General features: G+C 70.5%; 14 protein-coding genes. 7 read left to right on the top strand and 7 right to left on the bottom strand.

All coding sequences use genetic code 11. The annotated features are described in order from the left end of the window. Nucleotides 1-173: 173 nt before the first annotated feature. From Q0654_RS01700 to Q0654_RS01680, 5 genes are all read right to left on the bottom strand, one after another. Complete coding sequence (locus Q0654_RS01700; RefSeq protein ID WP_298849842.1) at nucleotides 174-806, bottom strand: SPOR domain-containing protein; 633 nt, start codon at nucleotides 804-806, stop codon at nucleotides 174-176. Next, the gene (gene argS / locus Q0654_RS01695; protein ID WP_298849840.1) at nucleotides 806-2,569 is read right to left on the bottom strand and encodes an arginine--tRNA ligase; all 1,764 of its coding nucleotides are present in this window, start codon (nucleotides 2,567-2,569) and stop codon (nucleotides 806-808) included. The genes Q0654_RS01700 and argS overlap by 1 nt, the downstream gene beginning before the upstream one ends. 131 nt (nucleotides 2,570-2,700) lie before the next feature. Beyond that, nucleotides 2,701-3,789 carry a hypothetical protein gene (locus Q0654_RS01690; protein WP_298849837.1) on the bottom strand — a complete coding sequence of 363 codons (1,089 nt, stop codon included), beginning with the start codon at nucleotides 3,787-3,789 and terminating at the stop codon, nucleotides 2,701-2,703. A 97-nt stretch (nucleotides 3,790-3,886) separates the two neighbouring features. Continuing rightward, nucleotides 3,887-4,102, bottom strand: coding sequence for a hypothetical protein (locus Q0654_RS01685; RefSeq protein ID WP_298849835.1), 216 nt, complete (start codon nucleotides 4,100-4,102; stop codon nucleotides 3,887-3,889). Nucleotides 4,103-4,206: 104 nt separating this feature from the next. Further along, on the bottom strand, nucleotides 4,207-6,201 hold the full coding sequence (locus tag Q0654_RS01680) for a S9 family peptidase (RefSeq protein ID WP_298849833.1): 1,995 nt from the start codon (nucleotides 6,199-6,201) through the stop codon (nucleotides 4,207-4,209). 112 nt (nucleotides 6,202-6,313) lie between these two features. On the opposite strand from Q0654_RS01680, the gene ubiA reads away from it, so the two are divergent. Then, complete coding sequence (gene ubiA / locus Q0654_RS01675) at nucleotides 6,314-7,315, top strand: 4-hydroxybenzoate octaprenyltransferase (RefSeq protein WP_298849831.1); 1,002 nt, start codon at nucleotides 6,314-6,316, stop codon at nucleotides 7,313-7,315. 436 nt (nucleotides 7,316-7,751) lie between these two features. On the opposite strand, the gene Q0654_RS01670 is transcribed toward ubiA, so the two are convergent. Further along, nucleotides 7,752-8,486 (bottom strand): ComF family protein, encoded by a 735-nt coding sequence (locus tag Q0654_RS01670; RefSeq protein ID WP_298849829.1) that lies wholly within the window; start codon nucleotides 8,484-8,486, stop codon nucleotides 7,752-7,754. Nucleotides 8,487-8,579: 93 nt separating this feature from the next. Here Q0654_RS01670 and bioB point away from each other — a divergent pair, with 93 nt between their 5' ends. From bioB to bioH, 3 genes are all read left to right on the top strand, one after another. Continuing rightward, nucleotides 8,580-9,587, top strand: coding sequence for a biotin synthase BioB (gene bioB, locus Q0654_RS01665; protein WP_298849827.1), 1,008 nt, complete (start codon nucleotides 8,580-8,582; stop codon nucleotides 9,585-9,587). A 5-nt stretch (nucleotides 9,588-9,592) separates the two neighbouring features. Then, complete coding sequence (bioF, locus tag Q0654_RS01660) at nucleotides 9,593-10,843, top strand: 8-amino-7-oxononanoate synthase (protein ID WP_298849825.1); 1,251 nt, start codon at nucleotides 9,593-9,595, stop codon at nucleotides 10,841-10,843. A 219-nt stretch (nucleotides 10,844-11,062) separates the two neighbouring features. Then, nucleotides 11,063-11,824, top strand: coding sequence for a pimeloyl-ACP methyl ester esterase BioH (bioH, locus tag Q0654_RS01655; RefSeq protein WP_298849823.1), 762 nt, complete (start codon nucleotides 11,063-11,065; stop codon nucleotides 11,822-11,824). A 197-nt stretch (nucleotides 11,825-12,021) separates the two neighbouring features. On the opposite strand, the gene Q0654_RS01650 is transcribed toward bioH, so the two are convergent. Continuing rightward, the gene (locus Q0654_RS01650) at nucleotides 12,022-13,590 is read right to left on the bottom strand and encodes an amidase (protein ID WP_298849821.1); all 1,569 of its coding nucleotides are present in this window, start codon (nucleotides 13,588-13,590) and stop codon (nucleotides 12,022-12,024) included. 370 nt (nucleotides 13,591-13,960) lie between these two features. Here Q0654_RS01650 and Q0654_RS01645 point away from each other — a divergent pair, with 370 nt between their 5' ends. The 3 genes from Q0654_RS01645 (at nucleotide 13,961) to Q0654_RS01635 (ending at nucleotide 19,704) form a co-directional block, all read left to right on the top strand. Then, on the top strand, nucleotides 13,961-16,099 hold the full coding sequence (locus tag Q0654_RS01645) for an FAD-dependent oxidoreductase (RefSeq protein ID WP_298849820.1): 2,139 nt from the start codon (nucleotides 13,961-13,963) through the stop codon (nucleotides 16,097-16,099). A gap of 123 nt (nucleotides 16,100-16,222) precedes the next feature. Then, nucleotides 16,223-16,774 (top strand): ECF-type sigma factor, encoded by a 552-nt coding sequence (locus Q0654_RS01640; protein ID WP_298849818.1) that lies wholly within the window; start codon nucleotides 16,223-16,225, stop codon nucleotides 16,772-16,774. Next, on the top strand, nucleotides 16,771-19,704 hold the full coding sequence (locus tag Q0654_RS01635; RefSeq protein WP_298849816.1) for a tetratricopeptide repeat protein: 2,934 nt from the start codon (nucleotides 16,771-16,773) through the stop codon (nucleotides 19,702-19,704). Before Q0654_RS01640 ends, Q0654_RS01635 begins: the two co-directional genes overlap by 4 nt. The last annotated feature ends 5 nt before the right edge of the window (nucleotides 19,705-19,709 follow it).

Raw genomic sequence — 19,709 nt, 5'->3', positions numbered from 1 at the left:
GTCGGGGCTCACCGCACAGCCGCTGCCGTGGCGCGGAGCACGGGCTGGCCGGGGGCGTTCGTGGCTTTCGGGCCGCGGCATTCGGGGCCACTCAACCCGCCCGCGTTGCCCTATCTCGCCATCGCGGCGCTTGCGTGCTGCAGCTCGCGCCGGCCCGGCGCCGGCGCTTCGCCCTACTGCCCGCTTTCACGCACCGTGATCGCTTCGATGCCGTTGCCGGCCAGCGCCTGCTTGGCGGCCTCGACCTCGCGCGGGCTGCTGTAGGGCCCGAGGCGCACGCGGTGCCAGACGCCGCCGTTGATGGTGTCGGTCTGCACGCGGGCGAACTGGCCGATCAGGGCCAGGCGTGCCTTCAGGGCCTCGGCGTCGCCGGCATCACGGAAAGCACCGGCCTGCAGCTGGTAGCGCTCGCTGGGTGCGCTGCTGCTCGCAGCGGCCTGCTGTTGGGTCTGCTGCTGCGCGGCCCGTGCCGCGGCTTCGGCCTCGGCGCGCGCGCGCTCGGCCAGCTCGCGGTCGGAGACTGCGGTCTCCTGCTCGCGCAGGATGGTGTAGAAGTCGTAGCGCGGCCGCTTCGGCGTCTCGGCCGGCGCTGCCGGGACCACCGGTTCACCGCTCGCGGCCGGCGGCTGCGCCTGCGGGTTCGGCACCGGGCCGGCGGGCTTGCCGCTGAAGCCCTCGCGGTACAGCACGAACACCGAGATCGCCAGCCCGAGCACCACACCGGCCAGCAGCCAGGCCCAGCCCGGCACGCGGCTGTCGCCGCCGCGCCGCGCCTGCGATTTCGGCTTGCCGCGCCGGGCCGCCATTACATGCGCTCCGGGGCGGACACGCCGAGCAGGCGCAGGCCGTTGGCCAGCACCTGGCGCACGGCGATGCACAGGCCGAGTCGCGCCTGCCGCAGTTCTTCCTCGGGCACGAGGATGGCGACGGCGTTGTAGTAGCTGTGGAAGCTGGCGGCCAGCTCGCGCAGGTAGTTGGCGATCACCTGCGGCGCGCGGCCGAGTGCGGCGGCTTCGACCACCTCGGGGTAGCGCATCAGCTCGCCCAGCAGCTCGTCCTCGCGCGGGTCGGTCAGCTTGGCGCGGGCGGCATCGCAGGCGGTGCGGTTGAAGCTCCAGTGCTTCTCGGCGGCCTGGCGCAGCAGGGCATGCACGCGGGCGTGGGCGTACTGGATGTAGTAGACCGGATTCTCGTTGGACTGGCTCTTGGCGAGATCCAGATCGAAGTCGAGGTGCTGGTCGTTGCCGCGCATCACGTAGAAGAAGCGGGCGGCATCCGAGCCGACATCCTCGCGCAGTTCGGACAGGGTCACGAACTGGCCGGAGCGCGTGCTCATCTGCACCTTCTCGCCGCCGCGGAACAGCACGGCGAACTGCACCAGCTGGATCTCGATCTTCGCGGGATCGAGGCCCAGGCCCTGGGCCGCGGCCTTGAGGCGCGCGATGTAGCCGTGGTGGTCGGCGCCGAAGATGTACAGGGCGCGCTCGAAGCCGCGCTCGAACTTGCTGAGCAGGTAGCCCAAGTCGGAGGCGAAGTAGGTGGTGACGCCGTTCTCGCGGCGCACCACGCGGTCCTTGTCGTCACCGAAGTCGGTGGCGCGGAACCACAGGGCACCGTCCTGCTCGTACAGATGGCCGGCCTTCTGCAGGGTGTCGATGGCGCGCTGCACGTAGCCGTCGGTCATCAGCGAGCGCTCGCTGAACCAGTTGTCGTGGACCACGCCGAACTCGACGAGGTCCTCGCGGATCAGCTTCAGGCACCAGTTCAGGCCCTTGTCGAACAGCTTGCGGTAGCAGGCGGCGCTGCCGAGCAGCTGCTTGCAGCGCTCGATCAGGGCGTCGATATGGGTCTCCTTGTCGCCGCCCTGGCTTTCGTCCGCCGGCAGCGAGGCTTCGACCTCGGAGGCGCGGTGGCGGAAGTCGTCGCCGATCTCGCTGCGCAGTTCGCGCGCGATGTCGACCACGTAGTCGCCCTTGTAGCCGTTGTCCGGGAAGCGCGGCTGCTCGCCGCACAGCTCCAGGTAGCGCAGCCAGACGCTGACCGCGAGGATGTCCATCTGCCGGCCGGCGTCGTTGACGTAGTACTCGCGCTGCACGGTATGGCCATAGGCCTCCAGCAGGCTGGCCACCGAGGCGCCGTAGGCCGCACCGCGGCCGTGGCCGACGTGCAGCGGGCCGTTCGGGTTGGCCGAGACGAACTCGACGGTGATCGACTCGCGAGAGTCCTCGGGCTGGCAGCCGTAGCGCTCGCCCTGCTCCAGCACGCGCCGCAGGGTGCCGATGCGGCAGGCCTGGTTCAGGCGGAAGTTGATGAAGCCGGGGCCGGCCACCTCGACCGCCTGGATGTGCTGCGACTTCGGCACCGTCTTCGCGATCGCCTCGGCCAGCTCGCGCGGCTTGCGGCCGGCCGCCTTGGCCAGCAGCATCGCGACGTTGCTGGCGTAGTCGCCGTGCTCACGGTTCTTGCTGCGCTCGATGACGAAGTCGGGCTCGTTCTCGAAGGACAGCGTGCCGGCCCGCTTCATATCGAGCAGGGCCTGCAGGACGAGTTCGCGCAGATGGTCTTTCACGTGGGGCACGCAGGGCGGGGAGCGGACCGCGCACTATAGCAGGCCGGGCTTTGCGCACGCGCCCCTCGCCGATCATCGCCTTCACGCCAAGTGCCTGTCGCGGCGCAGGTTTTCGTCTGCGCCCGGCGGGCCTAGGCGCTGTGCACGGCCTCGCTGCCGGCTTCCATGAAGGCCTGCAGCGCTTCGGCGCCGGTGGCCGCGCGCTGGAACGCGCAGCCCGGGGCGGCGAGGCGCTCGATCAACATGCGCATGCGCCGGATGTTGTCGAGCTTGCGCGCACCGAGCCAGGCCTCGCCCTCGGCGGAAGCAAAGCGGTGCAGGTCCTCGAGGTAGCGGGTCTGCGCGTTCAGCAGGAAGTCGCGGCATGGCGCCGCCGAGTTGGCCGCGCCCAAGCGACGGCCCGCGCGCATCTCGCGCTCCTCGGCCAGCTCGCGCGCGCTGCGCAGCAGCGAGGGGAAGGCTTCGCCGACGTTGGCCGTGTCCAGGTCGGCGGCGATGCAGGCCAGCCGCAGCGCCCGCTGCGTGCCGGTGCGAGCGGCGAGACCGGGCGCACGCGACGCCAGCCAGGTGCCGAGTCGCGGCGCCAGCGCGCCGCCGCCCGACGCCAGCTCGGCGCTGTTCTCGGCATCCTCGATGTCCTGCGCGGTGGCTGCGCTGGGCGCCGGTCGTGCATCGAAGGTGCTGCCCGCGATCATCAGCTCCAGCGCCAGATGCAGCTGGGGCTCGCGCTCGGCGCGGAATCCGCAGGCTTCGAGGATGCGGACGGCCTCGGCGATGCTCGCGGCCTCGTTCGCGCCGATCGGCGCTTCCGCGTGACCATGCTCGCGCTGACGCAGGTCGTGGAGGGCGGCGAACAGCTCAAGGCACAGCCAATCCTCGTGGGAGAGACCGACGCCGGCGGCATGCATCGACAGCGCGTCGATGCGCGCCAGCAGCAGGTCCAGCGCATGGCCCTCGTTGTGGTAAGCGTGGAAGTCGTCGCCGTAGCGGCCGTGGCGCAGGCCGAGGCGGGCCACGCCCATCGCGATGGCGGCTTCGATCCCGGCGATGCGGCCGTCGCCCGCCGGGCCGAAGCGTCGCGCCCAATCGGCGTGCCGTTGGCGCAGCCGCGGCAGCAGTTCGGGCAGTTCGCGTTCGATCAGGGCGAGCGCCGCGGCCGCGTCCGGCAGCTGCCGCTCGGTCTCGTCGACGGGGTAGGCCTCGCCCAGGTCCAGGATCATTGGCGCCGCGGCTGCAAAGTTCGGCCGGAGTATAGGCGCGAAAACGGCCGGAGCGCGTTGGCGCTCCAGCCGTCGGGTTTGCTGCGCGTGGTTTGCGTCAGCCGCGTCGCGGTTCGTAGACCGCGGCGTGGATGCAGGCCAGCAGGTTGGCGATCCAGCCGCCGAGGGTGAAGGTCACCACCCACAGGATGCCGGCCAGCACGAACCAGAACAGGGCCCACAGCACCCGGCCCTGCACCAGCTGGCCCAGGCCGGGGATGAACAGGCTGCACAGCGCGGCGATGACATTGCCGCCGGATCCGCGTCCACTCATCGATCGCTCTCCTTGGTTTCGATGGGTCCGGCCTGAAGCCGGGCCCGCCCTGACGCGGCCGGTCCTGACTGCGTGACCGGCCGCATTCAGCGCGGGGCAGGGTTTCAGTTGCCGACCGGCTTGTTCTTCAGGTGCTGGTCGAGGAAGGCCAGCATCGCGCCGTAGCCGCGGATCTGGTTGGCCTTCTTCGAGAAGCCGTGGCCCTCGTCCTCGAACAGCACGTACTCGACCGGCACGCCGTTCTTGCGCACGGCCTCGACGATGTCGTCGCTCTCGGCCTGGATCACCCGCGGGTCGTTCGCACCCTGCAGCACGATCAGCGGCTTCTGGATCTTGTCGGCGTGGAACAGCGGCGAGGTCTCGGTCAGGAAGTCGCGCTGCGTGGTCGGGTTGCCGATTTCCTGGTACAGCGCCTCGCGTGCGCTCTCCCAGTAGGGCGGGATGCTCTCCAGCGTGCGCAGCCAGTTCGACACGCCGAAGATGTTGACGCCGACATCGAACTCTTCGGGGTGGAAGGCGAGTGCCGCCAGCGTCATGTAGCCGCCATAGCTGCCGCCGGCGATGCCGATGCGGTCCGGGTCGACGTAGGGCAGGCTCTGCAGGTACTTCTTGGCCTCGATGCAGTCCCACAGCGGCTCGCGGCCGTGCTTGCCGTCGTCGGCGGTGTAGAAGGTCTTGCCGTAGCCCGAGCTGCCGCGGTTGTTGATGCCCAGCACCACATAGCCGTGGTTGGCGAGGTACTGCAGCACCGCGCTGTAGGCGCGGGTGGTCTGGCCGCCGGGGCCGCCGTGCACCCAGACGATCGCCGGCGCGCGGTTCTCGGCCGTGGCCTGGTGCGGCTTCCACAGGATGTTCGGGATCTCCATCCCGTCGAAGCTCTTGAAGCGCACCACCTCGGTCTGCACCAGGTCCTCGGGCTGGATCTTCGGGTTCAGCGAGGTGGTCAGCCGCACCGGCTCGCTGGCCGCGAAGTCGAGCACGTAGAGGTCGCTGGGCTGGCGGTCGCCGTTGACGTAGAAGGCCATGCGGTCTTCGCTGCGGGCGATCGAGATGCCGCGGATCTCGCCCGAAGGCAGCTCGGGCAGGGCCTTGGCGGCACCGGTGGCGGCGTCGTACAGCTCGACCTGGGTGCTGCCGTCGACGTTGACCGCCGTCACGCGGTACTTGCCGTCATGGCTGAAGTAGCTGGCGACGATGTCCCAGTCGGCGGCCTGCACTTCCTCGTGCGTGCCGTCGGCCAGGCTCATGCGGCGCAGGCGCATGAACTCGCTGCCCTCGTTGGTCGTGTAGTACAGCCAGGCCGAGTCGCGGCTGAAATCCTGGTCCGACACCTGCGCGCGCTGCTGCGGGTTGGACACCTCGCGCATCTCGCCGGTGGCGAGGTTGCGCACCCACAGCTGGTTCTCGCTGGTGGTGATCGCCTTCGACAGGCCCAGCCAGTTCTGGTCCGGCGAGATGACGCCGGGCTCATAGCCTTCGTCGTTCTGGAACAGCAGCTCGGCGGTGTAGTCCTTGGCCGAGTAGCGATACCAGTCGAGGAAACGCGGATCGCGACCGTTGTGGACCACGAAGAAACTCTCGCCGTCGTGGCTGAACCCGGCGAACATCGCACGCAGGTTCTCGCCCGGGGTGAGGTCGCGCTCGCTGCCGTCGGCCTCGATCACGTAGAGATGGTTGAGTTCGTTGCCGCCCTGGTCGCGGGTGATCAGGCGGCGGTCATCCTTGGGGAAGAAGGCGACGCCATAGCTGTTGTCGGTGGTGCTGGTGGTGACGGCCTTCCACTCGCCGCCGCCCACCGGCATCTCGTAGACGTTCCAGACGCCGCTGCGGTTGGACGAGAACAGGATGCGCGACTCGTCGGACGAGAACGAGGCGCCGGCCACCGACACGGTGTCGACGAAGTCCTCGATGCTGTACTGCTGGCTGGGCCGGGCAACCGCGGGCGCTGCGGCAGCAGGCGCCGGGCTTTCGGCCGGCGCGCTGGCGCTGGGCGGCGCCTCATTGCCGCCGCAGGCAGCGAGCGCGAGCGCGGCCGCCAGTGCCAGCGCACGGCGACCCAGCGTGGAATACGACGGCGGTTTCAGCATGGACCCTTGCATGGCGCGACTCCCTTCGGCGTTGGGGCCCGCACTGTAGCAAGGCAGGACAGCGCTTCCAGTGCCGGAAGCGGTGCGGCTGCTAACGTAGTGCACCCGCCTGCTGCGACCGGCCATGACTCCGCGCCCCCCCAAACCTGCCCCGCGCCCGCTGCCGCCGCGTCCGGGCGAGCGCCCGCGACCCAAGCCGCCGGGCCCGCCGCGCCGAACGCCTGCGCCTGCTGCGCCCATCGAGCGCTACAGCAGGGCCTGGTGGCGCGAGCGCCTGCCGCACTGGTGGAAGCTGGTGCGCGCCGATCGTCCGATCGGCTGGCTGCTGCTGCTGTGGCCGACGCTCTGGGGCCTGTGGCTGGCGGCCGAAGGCTTTCCGCCGGTGGGGACCCTGGCCATCTTTGTCGCCGGCGTCTGGCTGACGCGCTCGGCTGGCTGCGTGATCAACGACTACCACGACCGCTGGCTGGACGGCGCAGTGGCGCGCACCCGCCAGCGGCCGATCGTCGCCGGCGCGGTGCCGCCGCGCGAGGCGCTGGCGGTGTTCGCGGTGCTGATGGCCGTGGCCTTCGTGCTGGTGCTGTTCACCAATGCGCTGACCATTGGCCTCGCCTGCATCGCAGCCCTGCTGGCCGCGACCTATCCCTTGCTCAAGCGCTACACCTTTTTCCCGCAGGTCTATCTGGGCATCGCCTTCGGCTGGTCGATCCCGATGGGCTTCGCCGCGGTCACCGGCGAGGTGCCGGCGCTGGCGTGGCTGCTGTTCCTCGCCAACGTGCTCTGGAGCACGGCTTACGACACCTGGTATGCCATGGTCGATCGCGAGGACGACCGCCGGGTCGGGGCGAAGTCCACGGCCATCCTGCTCGGCGACGCCGACCTGATCGGCATCGGCGTGCTGCAGGCGAGCTTCCTGCTCACCCTGCTGCTGGTCGGCCAGCGCGCCGAGCTGGGCCTGTACTGGAACCTCGGTCTGGCTGTCGCCGCAGCGCTGATCGCCTGGCAGTTCTGGCAGGCCCGCAGCCGCGCCCGCGAAGCCTGCTTCAAGGCCTTCCTGCACAACAACTGGGTCGGCCTGGTGGTGTTCGCCGGCGCGGTCATCGACCTGGGTCTGAAGTCCACATAGGGTGGGCCCTGGCCCACCATGGCCTTGATGCTTGCCCCGGTCCCAGGCGCCGGGTCGCTGCCTCCCGAAACGAAAGGCCCAGGCCTGAGGCCAGGTTCGAGCTCATGGTGGGCCAGGGCCCACCCTATGCGCTCACGCGCGGCTGGCCGTTGGTGCGCGGCACGGCGGAGGGCTTGGCCACGCGCGTTTCGATACTCGCGAACGGCTTCGCCGTGCGTTTCGATCCTTTGCATGGGGCTTGGCCACACGCGATTCCATACCTCGCGCGGACTTTAGCCCCAAGCGCTGCGTCGAGTCGCGCCGAAGGCGGCGGACTGCGGCTCTGCATAGGGTGGGCTCTGGCCCACCGTGGGCTCGAACCCGCCTCGCGCACGGCACGCGCTGAAGTCGCAACCCTCGCGATTGCACGGGGGCGTCGAGCGCCGTCGCCAAGGCCTCAGCGCCTGCCGGCCAAGGGCGCCCTCGCCACCGCCAGCACGCGCACTTCGATCGCCCCCGCACGGCGACACGCGCGTGTGGCTTCGAGCATCGAGCTGCCGGTGGTGATCACGTCGTCGACCAGCAGCACGCGCTGTCCGCGCATCGCCGCATCCGCGACGAAGGCGCCGCGCAGGTTGCGCCGACGCGCGCGGGCGTCGAGGCCGGTCTGCGGCGCGGTGGCGCGCACGCGCCGCAGCCAGTCCTGGCGCAGCGGCAGATCGAAGGCGCGCGCCAAGGGCCGCGCCAGCTCCAGCGCCTGGTTGTAGCCGCGTTCGGCCAGCCGCGACCGATGCAGGGGCAGGGGCAGCACCGCGTCGATGCCGTCGATCAGGGCCGGCAGCCGCGAGTCTTCCAGCACCAGATCGGCCAGCACCCGGCCCGCCGCCAGGTCACGCGCGAACTTGAAGCGCGGCAGCCAGCGATCGACCGGATCGGCGTAGACGAAGGGCGCCAGCGCTGTGCTTGCCGGCGGCGGGCGCTTGATGCAGCGCCCGCAGGCCGGCGCCGGCTGCGGGATCGGCAGGGCGCAGCGCGGGCAGGCGCAGGCGTTGTGCGGCAGCGAATCGCGGCAATCGGCACAGAGGTCGCGGCCGGCTGCGCCGGGCGCGCCGCAGTGCAGGCAGCGCGGCGGCAGCAGCAGGCGGGTCACCGCCTCCAGCCGGCGACGCCAGCTCCATACGCGGGCGTTCACTGCAGAACCCCCGGAAGCGCCGAGTTGACAGGCACAGCAGGGGTTTCCAGACTTCCGCCTCTTTGTCCGCGCTGTCCGCGGGGAGATTCATCCATGGCTTCCGCCCTCCGTCACGACTGGACCCGCGAGGAAGTGGTCGCGCTGTTCGCGCTGCCCTTCCATGAGCTTCTGTTCCGCGCCGCAAGCGTCCATCGCGCGCATTTCAACCCGGACGAGGTGCAGATCTCCACCCTCTTGAGCGTCAAGACCGGCGGCTGTCCCGAGGACTGCAGCTACTGCCCGCAGGCCGCGCGCTACGCCACCGGCCTCAATGCGCACAAGCTGATGGATCTGGATGCCGTGCTGGAGAAGGCGAAAGCCGCGAAGGCCGCCGGCGCCACCCGCTTCTGCATGGGTGCGGCCTGGCGCTCGCCGAAGGACCGCGACGTCGAGAAGGTCGCGGCGATGATCGAGGGCGTCAATGCGCTGGGCCTTGAGACCTGCGCCACGCTGGGCATGCTGACGCCCGAGCAGGCCGAGCGCCTGAAGACCGCGGGGCTCGCCTACTACAACCACAACCTCGACACCGCGCCCGAGTTCTACGACAGCGTGATCCGCACCCGCGAATACCAGGATCGCCTGGACACGCTGGAGCAGGTGCGCAGGGTGGGCATGAAGACCTGCTGCGGCGGCATCGTCGGCATGGGCGAGACCCGCGAGCACCGCGCCGGTCTGCTGCAGACCCTGGCCAACATGGGCGAGCACCCGGACTCGGTGCCGATCAACCGGCTGGTGCAGGTGCCCGGCACGCCGCTGCACGGCACCGAGGAGATCGACCCGCTGGAGTTCGTGCGCACGATTGCGGTGGCCCGCATCCTGATGCCGGCTTCGATGGTGCGCCTTTCGGCGGGTCGCGAGGACATGAGCGACGAGCTGCAGGCGCTGTGCTTCATGGCCGGCGCCAACTCGATCTTCTACGGCGAGAAGCTGCTCACCACCGGCAACCCGGACACCCAGAAGGACCAGGCCCTGTTCGCGCGTCTGGGGCTGAAGCCGATGCCCGCGCCCGCCCAGGGCGAGCACGTGCACGTCGATCTGAACGCCGTCGATTCGGCGGCCTGATCGCCATGGCCCGGCCCTCGCTACTCACTGCGCTGGCCGAGGCCCGCGGCGTGCGCGCCGCGCAGAAGCGCTCGCGGACGCGACGCACGGTCGAGCGCGCGGACGGCACGCGGGTGTGGATCGACGGCCGCGAGCTGATCAACTTCTGCAGCAATGATTATCTCGGCCTGGCGCGCAGCCTCGACGCCACCGCCGCGCTGCAGGAATCGGCCGCGTGGCATGGCGTCGGCAGCACGGCCTCGCACCTGGTCTGCGGCCACCACGCCGAACATGCCGCGCTGGAGGCCGAGCTGGCTGGCTTCGTCGGCTATCCGAAGGCCCTGCTGTTCGGCTCGGGCTATCTCGCCAATCTCGCCGTGCTGCAGACCCTGCTGGGTCGCGATGACCTCTGCGTGCAGGACCGGCTCAACCACGCCTGCCTGCTGGACGGTGCCAAGCTGGCCGGCTGCGAGCTCAAGCGCTATCCGCACGCCGATGCCGAGGCCGCCCTGCGCCAGCTGCGCACGCGGCCTGAGGCCGCCGCCCTGCTGGCGACCGACGGCGTTTTCAGCATGGACGGCGACCTCGCCCCGCTGAAGGACCTGGCGCTCATCGCCCGCGCCGAGAACGCCCTGCTGTTCGTCGACGATGCCCACGGCCTCGGCGTGGTCGGCCCCGGCGGGCGTGGCTCGGTGGCCGCTGCCGGGCTCGGCGTCAAGCAGGTGCCGCTGCTGATGCTAACCCTCGGCAAAGCGCTCGGCGGCTACGGTGCCGCGGTCTGTGGACCGGCCGAAGTGATCGATGCGCTCGCGGAAAGCGCGCGGCCCTACCTCTACACCACGGCCCTGCCGCCGGCGGTTGCCGCGGCCACCCGCGCCAACCTGCGCGCCCTACAGAGCGAACCCTGGCGGCGCTTCCATCTGGCCGGCCTGATCGCCCGCTTCGCGCGCGGCGCGCGCCGCCTGCGCCTGCCGATGATCGAATCCAGCACGCCCATCCAGCCGCTCCTGCTCGGCGACGAAGCGCGGGCGCTGTTTGCCGCGCGTGAGCTGGAGTCGCGCGGCCTGCTGGTCAGCGCGATCCGCCCGCCGACCGTGCCCGAGGGCAGCGCGCGCCTGCGCATCACCTTGTCCGCCGCGCACAGCGAGGCGGATGTGGATCGGCTGCTGGCGGCGCTGGCCGAGCTGGGGCTTGAGAGGCGGGGATTGGGCAGTAGGGATTCGGGATCGGCTGGTGCGCGCGGCGAGCGTGTGCCCGAGGCAGCGCCGGAAGCCTGAGGTTCGCCCACGTGGCACAGCGGGCTATCTGAATGCTGCAGGTCCGCGCCCTGAACGGCCCCTCATCCGGCGCTGCGCGCCACCTTCTCCCGCGGGGAGAAGGGCAGCGGGCGTCGAGCCTTGCGCGAGGGCGCGGGCCATAGACGCTCTATCCCGAATCCCGAATCCCGAATCCCGAATCCCGAATCCCGAATCCCGAATCCCGAATCCCTTCCCTCAATGCACCTCGACCACATCGGCCACGGCCCACCGCTTGTCCTCATCCACGGCTGGGCCATGCACAGCGGCGTATTCGCGCCGCTGATCGAACGTCTGTCCGAGCACCATGAACTGCACCTCGTAGACCTGCCCGGTCATGGCTACAGCAACGAACGCGACGACATCGATCTCGCCAATGCCGCCGCGCGCATCGCCCAGCTCGTGCCACCTGCGCCCTGGCTGGGCTGGTCGCTGGGCGGACAGATCGCGCTGCAGGCGGCGATCGAGCAGCCGGGCCGCGTGCAGGGCCTGATTGCGATCGCCAGCTCGCCGCGCTTCGTGCGTGGTTCGGATTGGCCACAGGCGGTGTCACCCGAGATCTTCGAGCAGTTCGCCGACGAATTGGTGCGCGACTACACCGGCACGCTGGAACGCTTCCTGAGCCTCGAATCGATCGGCAGCGAGCACGGCCGCGAGGTGCTGAAGACCCTGCGCGCCTGCGTGTTCGCCCGCGGGGAGCCCGCGCAATCGGCCCTGCTGCAGGGTCTCGCCATGCTCGGCCACGTCGACCTGCGCGACGAGCTGCGCACGCTGGACGTGCCCAGCCTGTGGATCGCCGGCCGTCGCGATCGCCTGGTGCCGCCTGCGGCGATGCGTGCCGCCGCCGATCTGCAGCACGGCGCGCGCTACCTGTGCATCGAAGGGGCGGGGCATGCGCCTTTCATCAGCCACACCGAGGAGTGTCTGCGGGCGATCCTCGATTTCGTGGAAGGGGTGGGCTGAAGAGCAGGGATTCGGGATTCGGGATTCGGGATTCGCAGAAGCCGCGGACTGTTCCGCGCTGATGGGCCCCGGCTCCTTGCGGATTCTCTTGTGAGCCTGCTTGCAGGCGACGGCACGCTGCGCGCTGCTCGACCCCTGCGAGTCGCGAGCAAGCTCGCTCTTATAAACAGCCGGCGATCCGCGTATCGCGACGCGCGCTACTCCTCCGCCCCCGCCGGCCCGCGCTCGGCATAGGTGGGCGGCCTGCGCCACTGCGTCGCCTGTTCGAATGCATACGCATAGCCGATCAGCTTGGCCTCACTGAACTTCGCGCCGAACAGGGTCAGGCCGACCGGCAGGCCGTGCACCTGGCCCATCGGCACGCTGATGCTGGGATAGCCCGAGATCGCCGCCATGCCCGAGCTGCCGCCGCTGGGGCTGTCGCCGTTGACCCAGTCCACCCGCCAGGCCGGCCCGGTGCTGGGGCCGATCAGGGCGTCGAGCCGGTGCTCGGCCATGGCGGCATCGATGCCTTCAGGCCCTGCCAGTCGACGCGCGTCGTCGCGGGCGCGCAGGTAGGCCGGTGCCTGCATGCCGTCGCTTGCCGCCGCCTGCTCCATCCACTGCTGGCCGAACCAGCGCAGGACGCTGCCGCTGTGCAGGCGGTTGTAAGCGATGACCTCGTCGATGGTCTTCACCGGCACGCCGCTGCGGGTGGCGAGGTAGGCGTTGAGGTCATCACGGAACTCGTGCACCAGCACAGTCAGCTCGTTGCGCGAGGCCTCGGCGCGGGTCGGCAGGCCGACGTTGTCGACGATCTCGGCTCCGGCCTCGCGCAGCGCCTCGATGGCGGCCTCGAAGCGCGCGTCGACGCCGCGATGAAACCCGGCCAGCTCGCGCACCACGCCGATGCGCGCGCCTTTCAGCGCATTGGCGTCCAGCGCGGCGAGGAAATCCACTTCGGGCGCGCCGCTGTCGACGGTTGAGGGGTCGCGTGGATCGCTGCCGACCATGGCCTGCAGCAGCAGGGCGGCATCGCGCACGCTGCGCGCCATTGGCCCTGCGGTGTCCTGGCTGCTGCTGATCGGCACGATGCCGGCGCGGCTGACCAGACCGATGCTGGGCTTGATGCCGACCAGACCGTTGACCGAACTCGGGCAGAGGATGCTGCCGTCGGTCTCGGTGCCGATCGTCGCCGCAGCCAGACTGGCGGCCGCTGCAGCGCCGCTGCCCGAGGACGAGCCGCAGGGCGAGCGCTCCAGCGCATAGGGGTTCCTGGTCTGCCCGCCGCGGCTGCTCCAGCCGCTGCTGCTGCGGCGGCCGCGGAAATTGGCCCACTCGCTCAGATTGGTCTTGCCGAGGATCACCGCGCCGGCCTCGCGCAGACGCGCAGCGACGGTGGCGTCCTGCGCCGCGGGCTCACCCACCAGGGCGAGCGAGCCGGCCGAGGTCTGCATCGCATCCCCCGTGTCGATGTTGTCCTTCAGCAGGATGGGCACGCCGTGCAGCGGGCCGCGCACCTTGCCGGCAGCGCGTTCGGCGTCGAGGCCTTCCGCGATCTTCAGCGCCTCTGGGTTCAGCTCGATCACCGAGTTGATCCGCGGCCCCGCGCGGTCGATGCGCTCGATGCGCTCAAGATAGGCGCGCACCAGGTCCTGCGAACTGACCGTGCCGGCCTCCTGCGCGGCGGCAAGCTGTTCGATGCTGGCCTCCTCGATCTCGAAGGCGCGCAGGCCGGGCGAGGCGAGGCCCAGCAGCAGGGGAAGCAATGCAATCAGCGGGCGCATGCGGTGACTCCTGGGTCGAGAACTCGCGCATGCTGCGCGCGGCAGCGCAGCGCTGACAGTGACGAACGCTGGGTCGGCGATGAAGACATTGCGCAGGCGGGGAGGGCGGCATGCTGTGGGTGACGTATGGCGCAGATCGTGTGGTTCTCTGAAGCGTGAACATCGGCGGCGCTCGATCAGGCAATTGCAGCTCCCTGCGCAAGTCCCTCGCAGCGAGTCTGCTTGAATCGCCCTGCCCGGACCCTCACCCCAACCCCTCTCCCACGAGGAGAGGGGCGCAAGCTCCTTGCGCGTGTCGCCTCCAGCACGCTTCGACAGCCTACGCCGCTGGACGAATCTCCAATCCCGAATCCCCAATCCCGGCTTTCCAATGAAAACCCTTGCCCGCGTCCTCCTCCTCATCGCACTCGCCGCCCTGTTTCTCTGGGCCTGGCGCAGCGGGCTGATCGCCGAGCTCGACTTCGCGACGCTCAAGGCCCGGCAGGCGGGGCTGTTGGCCTGGGTCGAAGCCAACTGGCCGCTGGCCTTCGCAACGTTCTTCGGCGTCTACGTGCTGGTGACGGCGGCCTCAATCCCCGGCGCCGCGGTGCTGACGCTCGCCGCCGGCGCGCTGTTCGGGCTGGGCTGGGGCGTGCTGCTCGTGTCGTTTGCCAGTACGTTTGGCGCTTCGCTTGCCTTCCTGTCGGCGCGCTTCCTGTTCCGTGAGGCGATCGAAAAGCGCTTCGGCGAGCGCCTGCGCGGCATCGACGAGGGTGTGCGCCGCGAGGGCGCGTTCTACCTGTTCACCCTGCGCGTGGTGCCGCTGTTTCCCTTCTTCGTGGTAAATCTCGTCAGCGGGCTGACCTCGCTCAAGCTCTGGACCTACTACTGGGTCAGCCAGCTCGGCATGCTGCCCGCCACCGTGGTCTATGTGTACGCCGGGACCCAGCTGGCCAGCATCGAATCGCCGTCTGACATCGCCTCGCCCGGCCTGCTGCTGGCGTTCGTCGCGATCGGCCTGCTGCCGCTGCTGCTAAAGGGCGTGCTGGGCTGGCTGAAGGCGCGCCGCGTCTACGCCGGCTTCCAGCGGCCGAAGCGTTTCGATTACAACCTGATCGCGATCGGCGCGGGCTCGGCGGGGCTGGTGACGACGTACATCGGCGCGGCGGTGAAGGCCAAGGTCGCGCTGATCGAAAAGCACCGCATGGGCGGCGACTGTCTCAACACAGGCTGCGTGCCCAGCAAGGCCCTGATCCGTAGCGCGCGTCTGCTGGCCGAGGCGCGCGACAGCGAGCAGCTCGGCATCCGCCGCCTGCAGGCCGAGTTCGATTTCGCCGAGGTGATGGAGCGCGTGCAGCGGGTGATCACCCAGATCGAGCCGCACGATTCGGTGGAGCGCTACACCAGCCTCGGCGTCGAGGTGATCGAAGGCGAGGCCAAGCTCGTCAGCCCCTGGGAGGTCGAAGTCGGCGGCCGGCGATTGAGCGCGCGCTCGATCGTGATCGCCACCGGCGCGCGGCCGACCGTGCCGCCGATTCCGGGCCTGAACGATCTCGACTATCTGACCAGCGACACGCTCTGGGGCCTGCGCGAACTGCCGAAACGGCTGCTGGTGCTGGGTGGTGGGCCGATCGGCTGCGAGCTGGCGCAGAGCTTCGCCCGCTTCGGTGCGCAGGTGCGCATCGTCGAGATGGCCGAGCGCCTGCTGCCGCGCGAGGACGCCGAGGCCGGCGCCGAGCTGGCCGCGCGGCTTGAGCGCGAGGGCGTCGAACTCGCGCTGGCCACGCGCGCGCTGCGCTTCGAGCGCCTGCCCGATGGCCGCGACCGGCTGCATGCACAGGGCCCGCAGGGCGAGCTGAGCTTCGACTTCGACCGCCTGCTGCTGGCGCTGGGGCGCACGCCGAACACCCAGGGCTTCGGCCTGCAGGAGCTGGGCGTCGAACTAGGCCCGCGCGGTCATGTCGCGGTGGATGCGCTGATGCGCACCAACTTCCCGAACATCCTCGTGGCCGGTGATGTCGCCGGGCCCTACCAGTTCACCCACGTGGCCGCGCATCAGGCCTGGTATGCGGCGGTGAATGGTTTGCTGGCGCCGCTGTGGTCGTACAAAGTCGACTACCGGGTGATTCCCTGGGTCACCTTCACCGACCCGGAAGTCGCGCGCGTGGGCCTGAGCGAAGACGAAGCCCGCGAGCGCGGCATCGAAGTCGAAGTCACCCGCTACGGCATCGATGATCTTGACCGCGCGATCGCCGACGGCAACGCCCACGGCTTCGTCAAGGTGCTGACCGCACCCGGCAAGGACCGCATCCTCGGCGCGCTGATCGTCGGCGCGCACGCCGGCGAGCTGCTGCCCGAGTTCGTGCTGGCGATGAAACACGGTATCGGCCTGAACAAACTGCTCGGCACCATCCACGTCTACCCGACCATGAGCGAGGCCAACAAGTACGCCGCCGGCGTGTGGAAGCGTGCCAATGCCCCGCAGACCGCGCTGCGCTGGGCCGAGCGCTTTTTCGCCTGGCGGCGGTAGACCGGATCTCGCCGCCGGAGCCTGGGCGCCGGTACGTCGGCGCCGGCAGCCGCCCTTGCGATCGCGTGCCCGCACTGATCGAATCTGCGGCGGGCACATCGCCCGCGGCAGCAGGAGCCCGGCGTGGACGTCGACATCACTGAGCTGTTGCGCCAGCACCGGGCCGGTGATCGCACTGCCTTCGACCGCCTGCTGCCGCATGTCTACCCGCAGCTGCAGAAGATCGCCCGCCAGCAGCTGCGGCGCTTTGCCGATACCGCCCTGCTGCAGGCCACCGAACTGGTGCAGGAGACCTACCTGCAGCTGGTCGAGGAGTGCGGCGTGGACTGGCAGGACCGCGGACATTTCTTCGCCATCTGCGCGCGCGCCATGCGCCGCATCCTGGTGGATCTCGCGCGTCGGCGCAGCGCGCAGAAGCGCGGCGGCAACGGTGTCCACGTCGAGCTGGAGGAGAACAGTGCGTCCATCGAAGCCTTGAGCGAGCAGGTGCTGGCCCTCGACCAGGCCCTGCAGCGGCTGCACGTGGCCAATCCGCGCCTGGTCGCGCTGATCGAATGCCGCTGCTTTGCCGGCTTGGGAGAGGCCGAGGCCGCCGAGGCGCTGGGACTTTCGCTGCGCACCGTGCAGCGCGACTGGCTGCGCGCGCGGGTCTGGCTGCAGGCGGCCCTGACGTGATTCAGGCGCCGGGCCCGGCGACCTCTGATGGCAGCGTCTCCGGGACGGCGGCGCGGTCGGGCGCTGGGCTGGAAGCCTCGGGCGAGAGCTTCGGCGCTTCGGCTTCCGCCGGTGCGGACCTTGCCGCTCTCGATGCCGAGGCTCTGCGGCAGCTCGACGCCGCGCTGGAGCGGCTGCTTGAGCTCGACGCCGCCGCACGCGCCGACGCCTTGGCCGCACAGCCGGCGGCGCTGCAGCCTGCGCTGCGCCAGCTGCTGGCGGCCACCGAGCAGCTGCAGCCGGAGCGCACGGCGGCGCCGCTGCAGCTGCTGCAGGCGCTGGCGCAGGCACCCGAAGCGCCGGATCTGCAGACGCAGGCGACAGCTGACACGGCCGTCCACCAGGTGGGCGAATGGCGGCTGCTGGCCGAGCTGGGCCGCGGCGGCATGGGCAGCGTGCATCTGGGCGAGCGGCGCAGCCATGGGTTCGTGCAGCAGGCGGCGGTCAAGCGCCTGCATGCGGGCATCGACTCGCGCGAGTTCCTGCGGCGCTTCGAGCGCGAGCGACGCATTCTTGCCGAGCTGTCGCACCCGGGCATCGCCCGGCTGATCGACGGCGGCGAAGACGCCGATGGCCGACCCTATCTGGTGATGGAGCGGGTCGAAGGCGAACCCATCGACCGCTACTGCGACAGCGCCCGGCTCGACATCGGTGCCCGCGTCGCGCTCTGCCTGCAGGTGCTGGATGCGCTCGCGCATGCGCACCGCAGCGGCGTGCTGCATCGGGACATCAAGCCCTCGAACCTGCTGGTCGATGCGTCCGGGCGGCCGCATCTGCTGGACTTCGGCATCGCCAAACCGCTGCAGGGCGCGGCCGACGAGCAGGCCACCGCCACCGCGCTGCGTCTGCTGACGCCGCAGTACGCCAGCCCCGAACAGCTGCTGGGCCAGCCGATGGGCGTGGCCGCCGACCTGTACCAGATGGGCCTGCTGCTCTACCTGCTGCTGAGCGGCTGCCAGGCGCAGCAGCCCACCGACCCCAGCCCGGCGGCGCTGCAGCGCGCGGTGTGCGAGCAGCTGCCGCTGCCGCCGAGCCAGCACTTCGCCGAGGGCGACGACCTGCAGCGCCGCGCCGAGGCCCGCAGCGCCTCGCCTAAGGCGCTGCGGCGAAGGCTGCGCGGTGACCTCGACCGCATCGTGCTGATGTGCCTGCGCAAGGAGCCGCCGGCGCGCTATGCCGATGCCGACAGCCTGGCCGAGGATCTGCGGCGCTGGCAGCGCGGGCTGCCGGTGCGCGCGCGCAGCCCGAGCCTCGCCTACCGCCTGCGGCGGCTGGTGGCGCGGCATCCGCTGGAGTCCGCCGTGCTCGGGCTGCTGGCCGCGGTGCTGCTGCTGTTCGCCCTGCAGCAGCGCGAGCAGGCGCTGGCGCTGGCGGCCGAGCGCGACCACGCGGCGGCGCAGGCGCTGCGCGCCGAGCGGGTCAAGGCGATGCTGCTGCAGCTGCTCGCCCAGGCCGACCCCGAGCGCAGCGGAGTCGCCGACCTCAGCGTGCGCGAAGTGCTTGCACGCGGGCTGGAGCCGCTCGAAGCCGAGCTGGCGGCGGACCCGCCGCTGGGCTTCGACCTGCGCCTGACCGTCGCCGACGCGCAGCTCAGCCTGGGGTTGCCGGACGAGGCCTGGGCCGAGATCGAACGCGCGGGCGCGGATCTGGCAGAGGGCGCGCGCAGCCTTGAGCAGCGCCAACGCTGGTGGCTCCTTGCCGGGCGCGCGCGCTATGAGCTGGGCGACTATGCCCAGGCGCGCACTCTGCTGGAGCAGGCCGTCGCCGGGTCTGAAGCTCATGACTCGGACGCATCGCGCACGCTGCAGTGGGAGGCACGCAAAGCCCTCGGCTGGGTCGAGCTCGCAGATGGGCGGATCGAGCGGGCCGATGCCCTGTTCAGCGCACTGTTGGCAGAGATCGAAGCGCAGACCGTGCCCACGAGCCGGCCACAGCCGGGCCTTCCGCCCGCCACCCCGTCAAGCTCACAGCCGGACAGCGAGCTGGCCCTGGCCGGGATCCTCAACAGTCTGGGCTCGGCGCGTCGCGCTGCCGGCCAGCTCGACTCGGCCACCGGGCTGCTGCAGCGCTCCAACGCGCTGTATGCGCGCCTGCTGCCGGCCGGCCATCCGGAGCGTATCCACGTCATCAACAATCTTGCCGTGCTGTATCGCAGCCGCGGCGATGAGGCTGCGGCTGAAGCCCTGTACCGGCAGGTGCTGGACGACAGCCGTGAGACGCGCGGAACCCTGCACCCTGGAACAGCGACGATCATGAACAATCTGGCGCGGCTGCTGAAGTCGCAGGGCCGCCTGGAGGAAGCGCTGGCGCTGTTGCACGAAGCCCTGAAGATCCGCAGCGAGCGCCTGGGCGAGCGTCATCCCCTGGTGGCGATGACCCACAGCGACATCGGCTGGGTGCAGCACGACCGCAGCGAGCTCGCAGCCGCAGAACAGCACTACCGGCTTGCACTCGATCTGTATCCCGCCGGCCACGCCTGGCGCGCCGCCACCGTGTTCAACCTCGGACGTGTGTTCGAGGCGCGTGGGCAGTTGGAGCACGCCGAGCAGCACTACCGCGAAGCCCTGCAGGACCAGCAGCGCCAGTACGGCGCCGAGCACGAACGGGTCGGCATCGATCATCTGCATCTCGGCATCGTGCTGCGCAAGCAGGGCAGGCTGCAGGACGCGGCGCTGGAGCTTGATCACGCCGCCCGCGTGTTCGCCGCTGCCCTGCCTGCGACCCACGACCGCTTCGCGCAGCTGTGGATCGCCCAGGCGGATCTTGCCGAGGCTGCCGGTCGCAGCGCCGAGGCGCGTGCCCTGCTTGAGCGCGCACTGGCCCACCGCCAGCACCGCTTGGGGCCGGACGATGGCCGCACGCAGGCGGTGCGCGCGCGACTGCGACCCTGATCCAC

This window comes from uncultured Aquimonas sp., from assembly GCF_937888285.1.
In the GTDB taxonomy this organism is placed as follows: Bacteria; Pseudomonadota; Gammaproteobacteria; order Xanthomonadales; family Xanthomonadaceae; genus Aquimonas.
This window is presented reverse-complemented; position numbering and strand designations above follow the sequence as displayed.